This is a genomic window from Pseudomonas sp. 382 (assembly GCF_002759075.1).
Classification (GTDB): domain Bacteria; phylum Pseudomonadota; class Gammaproteobacteria; order Pseudomonadales; family Pseudomonadaceae; genus Aquipseudomonas; species Aquipseudomonas vlassakiae.
The window spans coordinates 139,265-154,428 of the sequence record NZ_PEMX01000003.1 but is presented as its reverse complement, the minus strand read 5'-3'; the positions used below and the strand labels follow the sequence as shown (position 1 = coordinate 154,428).

Genomic DNA, 15,164 nt, shown 5'->3' with positions numbered 1-15,164 from the left:
GCATGAACACTTGGCAACGCCGCGCGCTGTTGGCCGCCGGTTTCTCCCTCACCCTCAGCAGTGCGGCCTGGGCTGCCCTGTCCGACGTCGACCCTGGCCCCTACACCTTCGCCACCGGCGGTTTCCCGTTGTGGTACAAGGACAGCAACGGCCTGTCACTGGAACTGTGCCGCTCGCATGCCGTCAGCACCCTGGTCGCTGGCGCCCCCGGTGCACCGGCCTACATGTGCACCCTGCTGCCAGAACCGGGCGTCTTCGACGATACCCTGCCCTTGGTGTTCCCTGACAACTGGCCTTCGGAGATGTTCTGGTTCCTGGCGGAAACCACTATTCCTGCCGTTGGCAACAGCGGCTATGCCCTCGACGCCTATGTGGCGGGCATAGAAGCGGCATTCGCTGGTGGCAACCCGGTCGATGGCGACCAGCAGAGCTTTGCGCGCATCCGTCTGCGCGTCTCGGTGCCCACTGCCGGTACCTACACCATCACCCACCCCTACGGCGTGGAGACGGTCAACGTCACCACACCCGGCCGCCGGGCGATCAACATCACTCGTGACATCGGCATCGGCGCCCCGGGCAACTTCACCGGTGCGCTCAATGGCGCAATCGGCCCGTTCATCCAGGGCTTCGGCGCACCCTATACCGCAGTCAACCCGGAGACCGGCTCCACCGACACCTTCATCGGTGACCCCAACCGCCCGGAAGCGATCAAGGGCAGCCCGTTCAACACCAACTTCATCCGCATCGACGGCCCGCCCGGGCGCATCGAAACCAGCCTGTTCACGGTCTCCGGCAAGGTACTCGACCAACGTCCGCAGCTGCCGGCGTCACTGGAGCGGGCGACCTACTCGCGCAATGCCGGCGGCACCCGGGTGGAGGTATTCGCCAAGGCGCCAAGCGACGCAAGTGTCTGCTTCCGTAACGGCCTGGCCCTGGTCGGCACGCCGCCATCGCCTTGCCAGTTCAGCATGACGGCGGACAACAACGGGCTGTTCTTCAGCCAGCAACTGAGCCAGGTGGCGCCGCCGCCGGTGGTGGTGGTGACCGCCAGCAGCAGCGACATCAACACCCAGCCGACCGCCATTTCGAGCAAGCTTTCCGATGTGGTCAAGGTCAGCACCGCACGCTACGAGTGGGCCAACAAGCGGCTGATCCTAGAAGCGCGCTCCAGCGATGAAGTGCTGATCCCGGACATGGTCGCCCAAGGCTATGGCCGGCTGTCCAAGTCCGGCACCCTGCAAACGCTCACCGTCAATGACCTGGCCCAGCCACCGGCCACCATCACCATCAAGTCCAGCCATGGCGGCGTGGATGTAGAGCCGGTGGTGGTGGTCGGCACCGCACCGGTGTCGGCCGCCAACCAGCCGCCGCTGGCCCAGGCCGATGTCGGCAGCACCAGCGTCGGCGTGCCGCTGACGATGAACCTGCTGCTCAACGACAGCGACCCGGACGGCAACGTGCCACTGAGCATCACCGACGTTACCCAGCCGGCCACCGGCCAGGGCAGCGTGGTCCTCAACGGTAGCACCGCCGTGACTTACACCCCACCGCCAGGTGCCACGCAGCCGGTGGTCGCCACCTTTACCTACCGGGCAATGGATGCCAAGGGCCTGAAGTCGCAACCGGCCACCGTGACCGTCAACGTCGCGCCCAACCAGGCACCCACCGCCAACCCGGAAACCGTGACCACCCTGGCCGCACCGCTGACCATCAACGTGTTGGCCAACGACACCGACCCGGAAGGCAACGTGCCATTGACCGTCGCCAACCTGACTCAGCCTGCCGCCGGGCGCGGCAGTGTGAGCACCGATGGCACCACGGTCAGCTACACCCCTCCGGCCACGGTGACCACGGCCTTCACCACCACATTCACCTACCAGGCACGTGATTCCCTGGGCGCGCTTTCCGCCCCGGCCACCGTCACGGTCAATGTGCAGCCACGGCCCGCAGCCGGCGAGACCTTCACGGTCACCGCGGCCACCGTCCTGGCCCGCTCGAACAACCGTTACAACTGGGATGTCAGCGGGACTTCGTCGGTGACCACCGGCAACACCGTCACCGTGCGGGTGACCACCACCACCGGCATCCAGACCCTCGGCACCACCACGGTACCGGTGACCGGCCGCTGGCGCCTGACGGTGAGCAACAGCACCACGATTGTCCCGACGGCCGCACCGACCGCCACCGTGACGAGCAGCCAAGGCAGTAGCCGTACTGTCAACGTGACGGTGCAGTAAGGCCAGGAGAACGCCATGAAGTGTCTGTATCCACTGCTGCTGAGCCTGGCCCTGGCGGGCCAGGCCGGGGCCGATGACCTGGTGGACAACGCCGACCTTGAGCCCGGCAGCGATCTCGGCGAACCGCTGATCATCCGCCTGCTGCCGGTCGGTGCCGGTCAGGCGGCAGTGATCGAGCAGCAAGGCAACGGTAACCGCGCCGCCCTCGACCAGAACGGCCAGGCCTTGCTGGGCCGCATCGTCCAGGCCGGGGGCGCGCAGGAGGCGTACATCCTGCAGGAAGGCAGTGACCTGATGGCCAACATCAGCCAACAGGGATATGGCAACAGCGCTGCGATCCGCCAGAGCGGCACCAGCAACAGCGCCAGCATCGAGCAGATCGGCAACAACAACAGCGCCAGTATCCAGCAGGCAGGCGTTGGCCTGAGCAGTTCAGTGACCCAGGCCGGCAATGGCCAGCGTGTTCAGATCACCCAATACCGATAGACCTGGAGGCTCCACCATGTTCAAGCTCGCCCCCCTAAGCGCCGCTATCTTCCTGGCCTTGGCCGGCCAGGTCATGGCTGACGACAGCACCTCGAACCAGTCGCAGAACGGTAACCAGAACATCGCCGAGGTGCAGCAGACGGTTGCACCGTTCGCCGCGGCCACCCAGACGCAGACCGGCAAGGGCCACAACCACCTGGCGGTGCAGGAAAACAGCACCAGCAGCATCAACCAGACCGCCAGTGGTTCGTACAACGCCGGCTACGGCGAGCAGCTGTTCGAAAATGGCAGCCAGATCACCCAGCAGGCCGCTGGCTCCTACAATGACGCCTTCGCCAGCCAGTCGGTGGGCGAGAACAACCAGTCGTTGCAGAACCAGCAAGGCAGCGAAAACCGCTCGACCGTGTGGCAGGACACCCAGACCGGCAGCCAGGCCACCACCACCCAGAGCGGCCAGCGCAACGAAGCCTTCGTCGAGCAGCTGTTCGGCGGCAGCAACAACCGCGCCAACATCACCCAGGATGGCCAGGACAACTACGCCGCCTCCGAGCACATCCTGCACAACGATGGCTATGTGCAGATCTACCAGCAAGGCAAGCAGAACTTCGCCTACGGTGACCAGCGCGATGGCAACGGCGGCACGATCGCCATCGACCAGTACGGCACCGGCCACTCGGTGGAGGTCTGGCAGGACACCCAGACCGGCAGCCGCGCCACGGTCAACCAGACCGGCCAGACCAACGAAGGCTACATCGACCAGAGCTTCGGCAAGGACAACGTCGCCAACCTGTATCAGCAGGGCCAGTCCAACGCCAGCTGGTCGGATCAGTTCGAGACCAACCACTCGAACACCACCGTCTCCCAGGGCGGCAAGAACAACAGCAGCTTCACCTACCAGACCGGTGACAACCAGAGCCTGACCATCAACAGCAAGGGCAACGGCAACAAAGTGCTGGCCAGCAACTGGAAAGGCGACAAGCTGGGTGGCCAGTTCGGCAATAACCAGACCGCCACCATCAACCAGAACGGCACCAACAACAGCGCCAACCTGACCCAGAACGGCGAGTACCAACTGGCCACGCTGAGCCAGAAAGGCACCGGCAACACCATGCAGACCAAGCAGGCCGACAGCTACAACGAGCTGTACTTCGAGCAGAACGGGAGCGACAACAGCCTCATCGCCGACCAGCGCGGCACCGACAACTACGCCTTCGGCTCGTCCACCGGCAGTGGCAACAGCATCAACCTGGACCAGTCCGGCTACGCCAACCAGAGCTACACCACTCAGCTGTACGGCAGTGGCAACAGTGCAACCATCAAGCAGGCTGACAGCGCCAACGTCGCCTACGTGACCCAGGGCGGCAACAACAACGCCGCCATCGTCAACCAGAGCGGCGCCTACCAGAGCGCCACCATCAGCCAGATGGGCAACGGCAACACGGCCACCGCTACCCAACGCTGACCAGCTCCCCCCTTGAGCCGCGGCGTCTCCTCTCCCTGGCGTCGCGGTTCCTTTTTATTTCCCTGCTTTGCACATGAGTGATGACACGGTCCTTGTAGGAGCGGCCTTGTGTCGCGAAAGGGCTGCAAAGCAGCCCCTGCAATTTGTGAGCTGCTGATATCCCGGGGCCGCTTCGCAGCCCTTTCGCGACACAAGGCCGCTCCTACAAAGACCGCGTTGGGCTTACAATATCTTGCACTCACCCCACGCCACCGCCCTGATGATCCAGTCCGACCTCGACCTGTTCGGCCCCCAGCCGCAACGCCTGGCCAGCCACACCGTGCTGCTGCCCGGCTTCGCCCTGGCCGTCATCGAGCCGCTGCTCGACGCTCTGCGCCCGGTGCTGCGTGCCGCGCCGTTCCGGCACATGCAAACACCGGGCGGCCTGAACATGGCCGTGGCGTTGACCAATTGCGGATCGCTGGGCTGGGTCAGTGATGCCAAGGGTTATCGCTATAGCCCCACCGACCCGGTCAGCGGCCAACCCTGGCCCGCCCTGCCCCAGGTCCTGCTCGAACTGGCAGGCCGTGCAGCGGAAGCGGCCGGTTTCGAGGGTTTCGTGCCGGATGCCTGCCTGGTCAACCACTACCTGCCCGGCACCCGCCTGAGCCTGCACCAGGACCGCGATGAGCAGGACTTTGGCCAGCCGATCGTGTCGATTTCACTGGGGTTGCCGGCGGTGTTCCTGTTTGGCGGGTTGCAGCGGTCGGACAGGACTCAGCGGATACCGTTAAGCCATGGTGATGTGCTGGTCTGGGGTGGCGAAGATCGGCTGCGCTTTCACGGAGTGTTGCCGATAAAGCCGGGCGTACACCCCAGAATGGGCGAGCGGCGGATCAACCTGACCTTGCGCAAGGCAGGTTGACCCAGTACGCAGGGCCGGCCAGCCGTCAGATACCTGGCACCATCTTCCGCCCAGCCAACTGCTGCCTTTCCACCCCATCCAGCAACGCCTCCACCACCGCCTTGGCCGAATCCAGCCCATGGTCATTGCTCAACAACAGATCACGACAGGTTCCTTTGGCCAGCTCAAGGGCCTTCAGATTGGTCGCAAACGCCCCTTTGAGCAGCGTGGACAGGTGCACCAGCGCATCTTCGTAATCCACCCCCGAGCGCACGGCAAACAACGGCGGATGGCTGCATTCACAGGTAGAGAAACTGGAGGCCGCCGTGGTGGCGCGTACGGGAGGATCAGGTAAGCCTTTTGTCATTGTGTCGCTCCTTGATTCAATGGAGCCGCCACACAACGTGACCAAACGAATGGGTGGCGACTGTACGCGGGTTGGTCAACCGGGAATCAAGGAAACCGGCGCGCACGGAGGCGCCCCACGCACAGCCGCCATAAAACGAAACAGCCGGGCACAAAAAAGCGCCAACTGTATCGCAGAGCGGGCGCTTGTGCGCCTTGATGATTGCGGGTGACCAAACCCGACTGCTGGATTTACAGCAGCGGGCAAAGACTACCGGTGTCGGGGAAGCGTTTCAAGCGAAGGGCATGTGCAGTAACACTTCTCTTGCCGGCCGCCACGTCCTCTCCTGCTGACGCGGTCGATGCTGGGGAAATGGCTGGGCGGATCGGGGTATGGCTAGGGGTGTAGGGCTCAAGCTTTGGGTGGGGGCTGACATCGAGCGCCGCCCGCGCGGCGCATCGCGGGCAAGCCCGCTCCCACATTTGTTTCGGGCCAGTCTCTCCTATGCCGCCAACAGGGACCGCCTTGTTGGCACGACGATACATCTCGGTGGGCGCTGATGCCGCTCCACCTGTCTCCAGTCATGCACCAAGGCAGATCCTGTTGGCGGTACAGGAGTGACTGGCCCGAAACAGATGTGGGAGCGGGCTTGCCCGCGATGCGCCGCGCGGGCGGCGCTCGATCTCACAGGCGCCAGAAATTTCAAGCCAACCACCCAAGCCATTCACTGCTGCTGGTTCTGGCTGAGGAACTTGTCCACCTCTGCCTTGCCCTCCGCCGGATCCCCCGCCACCTGCCACAAGCGCCGCTCGATCCCCTGGGCCAGCAGATGCCCCACCGCCGCCTCGATCGCCGACAGCACGCACAGCTGCGCCGGTTCGTTGGTGGTGTACCCTACCTCAGCCTCCAGCAGCTTCTTGAACTCGATGAACTTGAACACCCCGGCATTGCGGCCGATCGAGTAGATGGTCTTGCTGGTCATGACGTTCGCCAGCACCTGCCCGGTGCGCACGTCCACGGCGCGCAGGTTGACCGTGACCTGGTCGACCCGGTACTCGCGGGAGATGTCGACGCCCAGGTAACGGGCACCCTCGCCGCCACTGCGCACGTTGGTATCGTAGGCGATGATGCCGCCTTCGAGCATCAGGTTGGCGGCCTGCAGCGGGGGCAGTTCGCTCATTATGTTCTCGGGCACGTCGGGCTTTTTCTGCGAAGCACGGATGATCTTGCGTTCGGTCAGCAGGTTCTGCAGGCCTTCACGCTCCAGCACCACGAACCAGCCGCTGGCATTCAGCGCATCCATCAGCATGCTCGCCGCCCCTTGGGTGACGCTGGTGGAGAACGAGCTGGCCGGGGTCGGCTTGTACTGCCCGGTCTGGTCGCGGAAGCCATACACCACGGCCATCAGGCGCCCTTTGGGACGCGGCATGTTGATCAGGTCGTAGTAGGTCGAGGCCCGCGGCGTCAGGGTCGGGGTTTCCGTGTCCTGTTCGGCCGGCATCGGCTCGCGCAGGCCACAACCTTGCAGGCCGGCAAGTGTGGCGACAATCACTAAAGTGCTCAGCAAGCGTTTCATGGTGCTCTCTCCCCAGCTAAACGACCCGTCCCTCTCAGGGGTTCAGGCCACTGACCTCAATGAGCGAAGTTTCTCCTGTGACGCGGTCGGTGACCTTGATGCTCAGGGCACCGGAGTCATCGATGACATCGATCAGGAATGCGTCGGTGGCCATGCTGCCGGTCTTGCCGTTGCTGATGTTGTCCATCAGCTGCGACAGCATGCGGGACTCCAGCTGGTTGCTGAAGCGCTCCAGGGCCGAGGTGCCGCCAAAGGCGGATGCGCGGTCCTTGAGGTCCGGGTCGTCGTAGTCGTTCTGCGCCTGGGCGTTGTTCAGCAGCCAGGTGCCGTTCAACGGGTTGCCGCCGAACGCCGGGTTGACCGGGGTGTACACCAGTTCGGTGGCGTGGACGGCGCAGGCGCCGAACAGCAGGCCAGCCGCAAGGCAACGGGGTATGCACATGTTCATAGTTCATCCCTATCCAGATCAGTGGTGTCCTGCAGCAGCCGTTGCAGCTTGCGCTGGATGACTTCCTGCTTGACCAGGTCGGCGGCCGCGACGGCCTCTTCTTTTAATTGCGTGACGTTCGGTGGCAAAAAGCGCCGGTACAGCACGTCACGGTCGAACTCCACGGTCACCAGGCTGCCCCAACGGGCATCCGGGCGCTCGCGTACCACCAGGTTGAAATCCAGCCGGCTGGTGGCGCGCAGGCGGTCGGCGAAGTAGTAGTAAAAGTCGTGGCCGATGTGCGAGATGGTGTTGTCGACGATGAAGCCCTTCATCTCGTCCTCGGAGTCGGCCATGGCTGCGCCCGGCGTCCCGGCTGCCAACAGCAGGCTCAGGCACAGGGCCTGCAGGCATTTCATGGCGTATCTCCCGGGCCGGCATGGGTACGAGCGCCGCCGGCACTTTCGTTGAAGGCCTGCTCGGCAACGAATTGCCAGTCGCTGTAATGTTCCAGGCCTTCGAAACCGGAAAACTGCATGTCGAAGCCACTGCGCTTGAACGGCGTGGCGTCGGAGCGGCTGTGCACCCCGGTGATACGGCCATCGATGGCGCGCAGCAGGCCCCAGTCGTCACTGTTGGTGATCGGGTCCGGGTACAGTCGGCGGATGTGCCGCTTGGCCTCCGGGAAGCGGTTGTCTTCGAGCAGGTCGGCCAGCTCCTTGGGGTACTGGGCCAGGCCTGGCGAGGCGCGATAGTAGCTGCGCAGGGCCTGGGCATACTGGCCGCCGACCCACAGCAGCTCGCGCTCGTGCTCGCGCTGGGCGACGCTCGACCACACCGTGCCGGTAGCGGCCAGGGCCACGCTGCTGATCGCGATCAGCAGCAGCACGCCCAGGTAGGTGAAGCCGGCGCTGGCCTTACCATTCCGCGAACAGGCTGCCATCACGCGCCCTCCCTGTGGCACCGCTCTTGATATCGGCGACGCCGCCGGCCACGCCTTCGGGCGGTGGCACCAGCTGCCAGGCGTCGCTGCGCTCGGTGATCGGGTCGACCGGGGTGTTGCGCAGGTAACGCTGCTCGACCAGTTGCTCCAGTGAATCCGGGTAATGGCCGGTGTCGCCGTAGTAATGGTCCAGGGCTTCGCGCAGCACTGCCAGGCTCTGGCGCAGGGTGGCCTCGCGGGAACTGTCCAGGCTGTTGAAGTAGCGCGGCATGGCGATGGTCATCAGCGTGGCAATGATCGCCATCACCACCAGCAATTCGATCAGGGTGAAGCCTTTGCTGCGTTTCATGGCTGTCACCATTGCCCGTAAGGGATGTTGTTGAGGCCTTTGCCGCGGGCCTTGGAATACACGTCGAAGACGTCCTCGCCTTCACGCGGGTTGTCCGGGCTGCTGGCGTACGCACGCAGGCCCCAACCGCCTTCGTCCTGGTTCCTGGCCGCCACCAGCGGGTCGTGAGGAATGCGCCGCAGAAAGTAGAACTTGGCGCCCTTGGCACTGCGCACATCGCGCACGCCATCGACCAGCACCTGCAGGTTCGGCGGGTAGCCGCTGGCATCCAGGCGCTTCTCGATGTAGCCGGCGTCGAAGGCGCGCTTGTAGGCGTCGATGGCGTCGCGGATCTGGTACAGCGCCTCGCGCAGCTGCTGCTCCTTGCCACGGCGCACCACCGTCTCGGTCAACGGTGCAGCCATGGTCGCGAGCATCCCGAGCAGGGCCAGGGTCAGCACCACTTCGATCAGGCTGAATCCTTGCTGGCGGCGTTTCATGGCCGTGGGCTCACAGTAACGGTGGCTGGGGCAGTGGCAACTTGGCTCTGGATCGCCGGGGCGCTGTCCTGGCTATCGCTCGGCACGTCGCCTGGCACATCACGCACGGGCAGCGGCGCCGCCTGGCGCACCTGCATGCTCGACTCGGTGCCGGTGCCGAACTCCATGTCCGAAGGGCTCTGGTACGGCAGGTTACGCACGATCCGTGGGGTGATCGCCAGCACCAGCTCGGACTTGCTCATGTCGTCCTTGTTGCTGCCGAACAGCCGCCCCAGGCCAGGGATGTCGCCGAGGCCGGGTATCTTGTTGCCGGCGGCGTTGTGGTCGTTGCGCACCAGGCCGGCCAGCACCTGGGTTTCGCCGTCGTGCAGGCGCAGGCTGGTCTGCGCGTTGCGGGTATCGACCTGGACCGGGATGGTGCCCTGGCGGGTGGCCTCCAGGGGGGTGGCGTTACTCACTTCCAGGGCAATCTTGATCGCCACTTCGTTGTTCAGGTGCACCGTCGGCTGCACTTCGAGTTTGAGGCCCACGTCCAGATAGGTCACGCTTTCGGTGATCACCGGGCCTTGGGTGGACGGTACCGAAGTGGCACTGATGATCGGTACCCGCTGGCCGATGTGGATACGCGCCTGCTCGCGGTTGCTGACGCGGATCACCGGGCTGGCCAAGGTGTTGATGTCCTTGTCCTGGGCATTGATCTTGGCCTGCGGTGCCGGCGAGATGCTGATACGGCTGGAGTTGATGCCGCGCAGCTGGTCGAGCACGCTGACCGGGTTGCCGTCGTCGGTCAGCACACCGAAGGTGTTGGGCCATTGCAGGCCAAGGTCGAGGATACGCGAGGTGGCGACTTCCATCACCTCCACTTCCAGCACCACCTCGGGGTTGGACTGGTCCTGCGACTGCAGCAGCTTTTCGGCCATGCGCACGGCGTCGGGGGTGTCACGCATGGTCAGGGTATTGAGGCGTTCGTCGACGAACACGTCACGGGTCTTGAGCATGGTCTTGACCATGTTCAGCGCGGTGTTGGCGTCGATGCTGGTCAGGTAGAAGGTGCGCATGACCAGTTCCTGGTAGTCCTTGGTCTTCTGCGGCGAATCGGGGTAGATCAGCAAGGTATTGTCGTTGACGATCTTCTGCCGCAGCTGGTTCTGCTCCAGCAGCAGCGCCACGGCGTCCTCGATGCGCACGTCACGCACGAAGATGGTGGCCTTCATGTCCGGGCGCAGGTCCTTGTCGAAGATGAAGTTGATGCCGGCGACCTGCGACAGCACCTCGAAGATGGTCTTCAGGCCGGCGTCGCGAAACTCCAGGGTGACCGGGCGCTCCAGCTTGCTGCGCAGCTGCGGGTAAGGCGTTGCAGTGCGGGCCTGGACGTTCTCGATGTCGGTGCGCAGGGCCACGCCCTTCTGGTTCTGTGGGTCCAGGCGCAGCACTTCGCGAATGTAGCGCTCGGCGCCGAACAGGTCGCCCTGGCGCAGCGCAGCCTGGCCCAGCGCGACACGCTCGTCGAGGGTGCGGATCAGCTCCAGATGGCGGATGCCTTCCTGGGCACGGCGGTTGTTCGGCTCGAGGGTCAGCACCCGGCTGTAGCCGGTGCGGGCGCTGGTGAAGTCATGGCGGATGCGGTCGGCATCCGCCTGGCTGATCAGCGCTTCCACCGCGGCCTGGCGACCGTGGGCCAGGGCGATGTTCAGCTCCGTGTCGCGCGGGTTCTCGCTCAAGGCCTCTTCCAGGCGGGCGATGCCGGCCTCGTACTGGCCCTCCTTCATCAGCTCGGCGCTGTCCTTGCGCACCCCGCTGGAGCCGCAGCCGGCAATGGCCACGCACAGCGCCAGGAGCATGAACGGAGCAGGCTTGCACGGTTTCGACGACTTCATGGTGCGCTCCCTACAGACAAGGTCTGTGACTGATGCAAAGGCAGATAAACCAGGTCCAGCTCATTGGCCGAGACTCTGTCGAGGCGATAGGTACTGTCGATCACGTCGCCCTTGCGCACGACGTAGAGCTTTTCGCCGCTCTGCAGGAAGATCTGCAGGTCGTCGCGGTCGCCCATGCGGCCGACGAACTGGAACGGCAGCGCCGGGGCGGTAGGGGCCGCCGCTACGACGGGTGCGGCGACTACAGGTTGTTCGGTGACCGTGGCCAGGGTTTGTGGCTTGGTCCATTGCTGGGCTGGGAACAGATCCCTGGAGGCCCTTGTCGGCCCTTTCGCGGGCTCGCCCGCTCCCACAGGTTCCGCAGGCGACGCCGACCCTGTGGGAGCGGGCGAGCCCGCGAAGGGAGCAACGCTGTCTTGCTGCTGGAACCAATGGCCCGGTGCCCACGCCAACGCAGCGCTGATGCCCAGGAACCCGACCCATATCACTGCGCGTTGTGTATTCATCACGACCTCGACAGGTAGAGGGTCAGGCGCACCCGGCCGTTGAGCTCGGTGTCGCCGATGGATTTGCGTTTGAGTTCGAGGTCTTCCAGCACCAGGGTCGGCAGCTGGCCGATCAGGCCGCGCAGAAAGCCGCGGATCTGCGGGTAGCTGCCGCGTACTGGCAGGATGATCTGGTAGCGCGACAGCTGGGTCTTGGGGTCGACGCCCAGGGCGTACTCACCGCGCGCCAGGCTGATGTGCTCGGCACTGGCCAGGTGGTAGAGGCGCTCGATCAGCTCGCTGGCTTCGGGCTGCCCGGGCATCTGCTGGCGCAGGCTGTCCAGCGCCTGTTGCTCGGGCTTGACGGCAATCTTCAGCTCGCCGCGCTTGACCCGTTCGACCTGCACGCTGGCATCCGCTTCGCTGGCGCGCAGTTCGCGCACGGCCTGCCACTCGGGCACTACACCGGCCAGCGCAATACCGACGGCAAGTGCTGCGACGGCGACGGCGCCCAGGCCGACCGGGCCGATGCGGCGCAGTTGCTCGTGGAGGATAAGGCTAGGGACGCGCATGGCCGGTCTCCCAGGTGGCGGTGAGGTTGAAGCGCACCGGGTGCTCGGGCTGCCCGGCAACCACTTCGTGGTTGAGCAGCGACACATCGCTGAGCTCGTCGCTCTGCTCCAGACGCTGGTGGTACTGCAGCATCGCTTCCAGGTTGCGAGCCTCGGCGCTGATGCGCACCTGGCCCTTGCGGGCGTCCGGGGTCAGGGTCAGCAGTGCCACGTCCTCCTGTGGCTGCGCTTCGAGCATGGCGAACAGCTGTTGCCAGGGCCGTTGCAGTTGCTGCGAGACGCTGCGCATCTGCGCCAGGCGTTCGGCCTGCTCGCGGCTGGCGGCGCTGTTCTGCGGGGCGACCGGGGCCGGGCGGCGGCCCAGTTGCAGTTCCAGGCTGTGCAGCTGGGTTTCCAGGTCTGCCTGCTCGGCCTGCAGCTGCAGTTGCACCAGCACCAGCCCGGCGACTGCGACGGCGCCCAGGGCCAGCAGCGACCAGGCCAACGGGCCGCTGCGACGGGGCTGAAATTCCAGGTCGAGGCGGCGCATGTCAGGCCACCGCCCGCCACATGGCGCACAGCGGGTCGCTGTCGCCAGCGGGCTGGCACAGCTGCACAGCCGCCAGTTGCGGGACGTCGCCGCGCCCTGCGGCATGCAGGTACACCCGTGGCAGTTGCTCCCCGTACAACTCGCAGGTGCGTTCGATCAGCGCCTGCAGGGCCTGGTCGCTGTCAGCGCAGCCCTGGGCCAGCACCTGTTGCCAGGCACCACCAGCGGCCAGCAGTAGTACGCTGCGGCGTGGTTCGGCGAGCACGAACAGGAAGTCGCCCTGCTCCAGCTGCGCCGAGCAGCGGTTGTAGGCGGCCATCAGGTAGGGCTGCACCGAGCGCAGGCTCAGGCGGTTTTCCCGTCCCAGGCTCTGCAGGCCCAGCAGCAGGGCTTCGGGCAGCGCGGTGGCGATGCGTGCGGCCCCGGCGGGCTCAGGCGAAAGGACGATGCGCCAGTCACCGAGCGACTGGCCGTAGAGGTGCTCGAAGCAGGCCCGGGCGTAGGCATCCAGCTCGCGAGGCTGGCCGATGGCATCGCTCCACGGCACCAGGCAGAAGCGGCTGTAACGCGCCGACAGCAGCACGCGCAACGGGGCGCTTTTGACGGCGTGTTCGGCCAGCAGTGCAGCCAAGGCTTGCAAGGCCGCTTCCCAGGCCGGTTGCGCGGCATCGCAGGTGAATGCGCGGCTGCCAAGCCACTGCGTTTGATTGCCGCACGAGCGACCCAGGCCGACCCCGTCAGCGCCGAGCACGGCGCTGTACTTGTAAGAGCCACGATCAGATGAATGTGACACGGTTGATCTCCTCGAGTGTGGTGCGGCCATCACGGACCAGGTCCAGGGCCGAGGCACGCAGCAGGCGCAGGCCGCGTTGGCAGGCCAGCTGCTTGATCTGCGACAGGGGACGGCGTTCGACGATCATCTGCCGCAGGTCGTCGTCCAGGTGCAGCAGTTCGGCAATCGCGCTGCGGCCGCGGTAGCCGCTGCCACGACACTGGCCGCAGCCCTGGGCGCGAACGAATGTCCAGCCGCTGACCGCTTCGCGGGTCAGGCCCGAGGCGGCCAAGGCTTGGTCATCGACCTCGCACGGTGTGCAGCAGTGCGGGCAGGCCAGGCGGATCAGGCGCTGGGCCAGCACCGCGTTGAGAGCGGAGACGAAGCTGTAGGGGTCGACCTGCATCTGGCTAAAGCGGCCGATCACATCGAAGACGTTGTTGGCGTGGATGGTGGTGAACACCAGGTGGCCGGTCAGCGCCGACTGCACGGCGATCTGTGCGGTGTCCGGGTCGCGGATCTCGCCGACCAGGATCTTGTCCGGGTCATGGCGCAGGATCGAGCGCAGGCCACGGGCAAAGGTCAGGCCTTTCTTCTCGTTGACCGGAATCTGCAGCACGCCGGGCAGCTGGTATTCGACCGGGTCTTCGATGGTGATGATCTTGTCCACGCCATGGTTGATCTCGCTGAGCATGGCGTACAGGGTGGTGGTCTTGCCGCTGCCGGTGGGGCCGGTGACCAGGATCATGCCATAGGGCTCGCAGGCCAGCCGGCGCAGGGCGCACAGGGTTTGCTCGGCAAAACCGAGGGCCTGTAGCTGCACGCCGCTGACGCGGTCGGACAGGTCCTGCTTGTCGAGCACCCGCAGCACCGCGTCCTCACCAAAGATGCTCGGCATGATCGACACACGGAAATCGATCTGCCGCTCGCCGATGGCGACCTTGAAGCGGCCGTCCTGCGGAACGCGTTTTTCACCGATGTCCAGCTCGGCCATGACCTTGATGCGCGAGATCACCTGATCGGCGAAGGCGCTGCCACTGGCCTTGCCAGCGCCATTGAGCACGCCGTCGATGCGGTACTTGATGACCAGGCCTTGGCCAGTCATCCCCAGGTGGATATCGCTGGCGTGCTGTTTGAGCGCGTCGTACAGGGTCGAGTTGACCAGCTTCACCACCTTGCTCTGGTCTTCGCTGATGCTGGTCAGCGACAGGCGTTGCAGCGGGTCGCTTTCACCGCTGGTTTCCGGGCCATGATCGAGGGCATCGACGGCGTGGAAGCTTTCTTCGTGGCGGGCCAGAAAGGTGGCCAGGTCGGCAGCGTGGGCCAGGTACAGCGGCGCGCCTTGCAGGTTGTCGTCGATCCAGGCCAGGCGGGCATGGTCGAAAGGGTCGGCGAACACACCGATCAGTTGGCCGTCCTGCTCGATCATCACGAACTCGTGCTTCAGGCACTGGGCCAGGCTGACCGTGTCGAAGCGCGCAGTGCTGGCCAGCAGTAGCTGGGTAGCCAGCACCGGGTAGTGCAGGGTCAGGCCAAGGCGCTGGATGAAGCGGTCGGGGGTGTCGTTGGCCAGGCGCTCCAGACAGTTGAGCAGACGCTCGTCGCCCGCTTGCAGGCGGGCCTGGGCCAGGAGGTCGCGGGGGTAGGCGCTGTACTTGCCTGCACCTGTATCGAATACGTCTGCCATGGCCTGCGACTCCGCTCAGGGGCGCGTCGCGGGCTGGCTTGGCCAGGGCAGCGG

The 15,164-nt window shown here is 65.3% G+C and carries 17 protein-coding genes; 4 read left to right on the top strand and 13 right to left on the bottom strand.

Annotation, left to right across the window (positions count from 1 at the left end; genetic code table 11):
- Positions 1-2 precede the first annotated feature (2 nt).
- The 4 genes from CQW31_RS05595 (at position 3) to alkB (ending at position 5,089) form a co-directional block, all read left to right on the top strand.
- Positions 3-2,237: an Ig-like domain-containing protein gene (locus CQW31_RS05595; RefSeq protein WP_099814005.1), complete on the top strand. Its 2,235-nt coding sequence runs from the start codon at positions 3-5 to the stop codon at positions 2,235-2,237.
- Between the two features lie 15 nt (positions 2,238-2,252).
- Positions 2,253-2,723: a curlin gene (locus CQW31_RS05590; protein ID WP_099814004.1), complete on the top strand. Its 471-nt coding sequence runs from the start codon at positions 2,253-2,255 to the stop codon at positions 2,721-2,723.
- A 16-nt stretch (positions 2,724-2,739) separates the two neighbouring features.
- Positions 2,740-4,185 (top strand): curlin, encoded by a 1,446-nt coding sequence (locus tag CQW31_RS05585; RefSeq protein ID WP_099814003.1) that lies wholly within the window; start codon positions 2,740-2,742, stop codon positions 4,183-4,185.
- Between the two features lie 259 nt (positions 4,186-4,444).
- The gene (alkB, locus tag CQW31_RS05580) at positions 4,445-5,089 is read left to right on the top strand and encodes a DNA oxidative demethylase AlkB (protein WP_099814002.1); all 645 of its coding nucleotides are present in this window, start codon (positions 4,445-4,447) and stop codon (positions 5,087-5,089) included.
- A gap of 25 nt (positions 5,090-5,114) precedes the next feature.
- Here the strand turns inward: alkB and CQW31_RS05575 are convergent, their stop codons facing one another.
- From CQW31_RS05575 to CQW31_RS05510, 13 genes are all read right to left on the bottom strand, one after another.
- Positions 5,115-5,351 (bottom strand): hypothetical protein, encoded by a 237-nt coding sequence (locus tag CQW31_RS05575; protein ID WP_054885269.1) that lies wholly within the window; start codon positions 5,349-5,351, stop codon positions 5,115-5,117.
- Positions 5,352-6,138: 787 nt separating this feature from the next.
- The gene (locus CQW31_RS05565) at positions 6,139-6,990 is read right to left on the bottom strand and encodes a CsgG/HfaB family protein (protein ID WP_054885270.1); all 852 of its coding nucleotides are present in this window, start codon (positions 6,988-6,990) and stop codon (positions 6,139-6,141) included.
- Positions 6,991-7,024: 34 nt separating this feature from the next.
- A complete protein-coding gene (locus CQW31_RS05560; RefSeq protein ID WP_054885271.1) occupies positions 7,025-7,438 on the bottom strand; it encodes a curli assembly protein CsgF in 414 nt (137 codons plus the stop codon).
- Positions 7,435-7,836, bottom strand: a complete 402-nt coding sequence (csgE, locus tag CQW31_RS05555; protein ID WP_099814001.1) for a curli production assembly/transport protein CsgE — start codon at positions 7,834-7,836, stop codon at positions 7,435-7,437. The genes CQW31_RS05560 and csgE overlap by 4 nt, the downstream gene beginning before the upstream one ends.
- Positions 7,833-8,360, bottom strand: a complete 528-nt coding sequence (locus CQW31_RS05550) for a type II secretion system protein (protein ID WP_054885273.1) — start codon at positions 8,358-8,360, stop codon at positions 7,833-7,835. The genes csgE and CQW31_RS05550 overlap by 4 nt, the downstream gene beginning before the upstream one ends.
- Positions 8,335-8,709, bottom strand: coding sequence for a type II secretion system protein (locus CQW31_RS05545; protein ID WP_054885274.1), 375 nt, complete (start codon positions 8,707-8,709; stop codon positions 8,335-8,337). The genes CQW31_RS05550 and CQW31_RS05545 overlap by 26 nt, the downstream gene beginning before the upstream one ends.
- Before the next feature lie 5 nt (positions 8,710-8,714).
- Entirely contained in the window at positions 8,715-9,188 is a 474-nt protein-coding gene (locus CQW31_RS05540; protein ID WP_054885275.1) for a type II secretion system protein, read from the bottom strand.
- Positions 9,185-11,065 carry a secretin N-terminal domain-containing protein gene (locus CQW31_RS05535; protein ID WP_099814000.1) on the bottom strand — a complete coding sequence of 627 codons (1,881 nt, stop codon included), beginning with the start codon at positions 11,063-11,065 and terminating at the stop codon, positions 9,185-9,187. The genes CQW31_RS05540 and CQW31_RS05535 overlap by 4 nt, the downstream gene beginning before the upstream one ends.
- Positions 11,062-11,571: a hypothetical protein gene (locus tag CQW31_RS05530; RefSeq protein ID WP_099813999.1), complete on the bottom strand. Its 510-nt coding sequence runs from the start codon at positions 11,569-11,571 to the stop codon at positions 11,062-11,064. The genes CQW31_RS05535 and CQW31_RS05530 overlap by 4 nt, the downstream gene beginning before the upstream one ends.
- Positions 11,571-12,122, bottom strand: coding sequence for a type 4a pilus biogenesis protein PilO (pilO, locus tag CQW31_RS05525; RefSeq protein ID WP_099813998.1), 552 nt, complete (start codon positions 12,120-12,122; stop codon positions 11,571-11,573). The genes CQW31_RS05530 and pilO overlap by 1 nt, the downstream gene beginning before the upstream one ends.
- Positions 12,109-12,651: a PilN domain-containing protein gene (locus CQW31_RS05520; protein WP_099813997.1), complete on the bottom strand. Its 543-nt coding sequence runs from the start codon at positions 12,649-12,651 to the stop codon at positions 12,109-12,111. The genes pilO and CQW31_RS05520 overlap by 14 nt, the downstream gene beginning before the upstream one ends.
- A 1-nt stretch (position 12,652) precedes the next feature.
- Positions 12,653-13,444 (bottom strand): hypothetical protein, encoded by a 792-nt coding sequence (locus CQW31_RS05515; protein ID WP_099813996.1) that lies wholly within the window; start codon positions 13,442-13,444, stop codon positions 12,653-12,655.
- Positions 13,428-15,110: a GspE/PulE family protein gene (locus tag CQW31_RS05510; RefSeq protein ID WP_054885281.1), complete on the bottom strand. Its 1,683-nt coding sequence runs from the start codon at positions 15,108-15,110 to the stop codon at positions 13,428-13,430. Before CQW31_RS05510 ends, CQW31_RS05515 begins: the two co-directional genes overlap by 17 nt.
- Positions 15,111-15,164 lie beyond the last annotated feature (54 nt).

Excerpts from the sequence above, each read along its gene's own strand:
- CQW31_RS05510 (WP_054885281.1), bottom strand. The coding sequence starts at position 15,110 with ATGGCAGACGTATTCGATACAGGTGCAGGCAAGTACAGCGCCTACCCC.
- CQW31_RS05560 (WP_054885271.1), bottom strand. The coding sequence starts at position 7,438 with ATGAACATGTGCATACCCCGTTGCCTTGCGGCTGGCCTGCTGTTCGGC.
- CQW31_RS05585 (WP_099814003.1), top strand. The coding sequence starts at position 2,740 with ATGTTCAAGCTCGCCCCCCTAAGCGCCGCTATCTTCCTGGCCTTGGCC.
- CQW31_RS05565 (WP_054885270.1), bottom strand. The coding sequence starts at position 6,990 with ATGAAACGCTTGCTGAGCACTTTAGTGATTGTCGCCACACTTGCCGGC.
- pilO (WP_099813998.1), bottom strand. The coding sequence starts at position 12,122 with ATGCGCGTCCCTAGCCTTATCCTCCACGAGCAACTGCGCCGCATCGGC.
- CQW31_RS05520 (WP_099813997.1), bottom strand. The coding sequence starts at position 12,651 with ATGCGCCGCCTCGACCTGGAATTTCAGCCCCGTCGCAGCGGCCCGTTG.
- CQW31_RS05550 (WP_054885273.1), bottom strand. The coding sequence starts at position 8,360 with ATGGCAGCCTGTTCGCGGAATGGTAAGGCCAGCGCCGGCTTCACCTAC.
- CQW31_RS05540 (WP_054885275.1), bottom strand. The coding sequence starts at position 9,188 with ATGAAACGCCGCCAGCAAGGATTCAGCCTGATCGAAGTGGTGCTGACC.
- CQW31_RS05530 (WP_099813999.1), bottom strand. The coding sequence starts at position 11,571 with ATGAATACACAACGCGCAGTGATATGGGTCGGGTTCCTGGGCATCAGC.
- CQW31_RS05545 (WP_054885274.1), bottom strand. The coding sequence starts at position 8,709 with ATGAAACGCAGCAAAGGCTTCACCCTGATCGAATTGCTGGTGGTGATG.
- CQW31_RS05595 (WP_099814005.1), top strand. The coding sequence starts at position 3 with ATGAACACTTGGCAACGCCGCGCGCTGTTGGCCGCCGGTTTCTCCCTC.
- CQW31_RS05535 (WP_099814000.1), bottom strand. The coding sequence starts at position 11,065 with ATGAAGTCGTCGAAACCGTGCAAGCCTGCTCCGTTCATGCTCCTGGCG.
- CQW31_RS05590 (WP_099814004.1), top strand. The coding sequence starts at position 2,253 with ATGAAGTGTCTGTATCCACTGCTGCTGAGCCTGGCCCTGGCGGGCCAG.
- alkB (WP_099814002.1), top strand. The coding sequence starts at position 4,445 with ATGATCCAGTCCGACCTCGACCTGTTCGGCCCCCAGCCGCAACGCCTG.
- csgE (WP_099814001.1), bottom strand. The coding sequence starts at position 7,836 with ATGAAATGCCTGCAGGCCCTGTGCCTGAGCCTGCTGTTGGCAGCCGGG.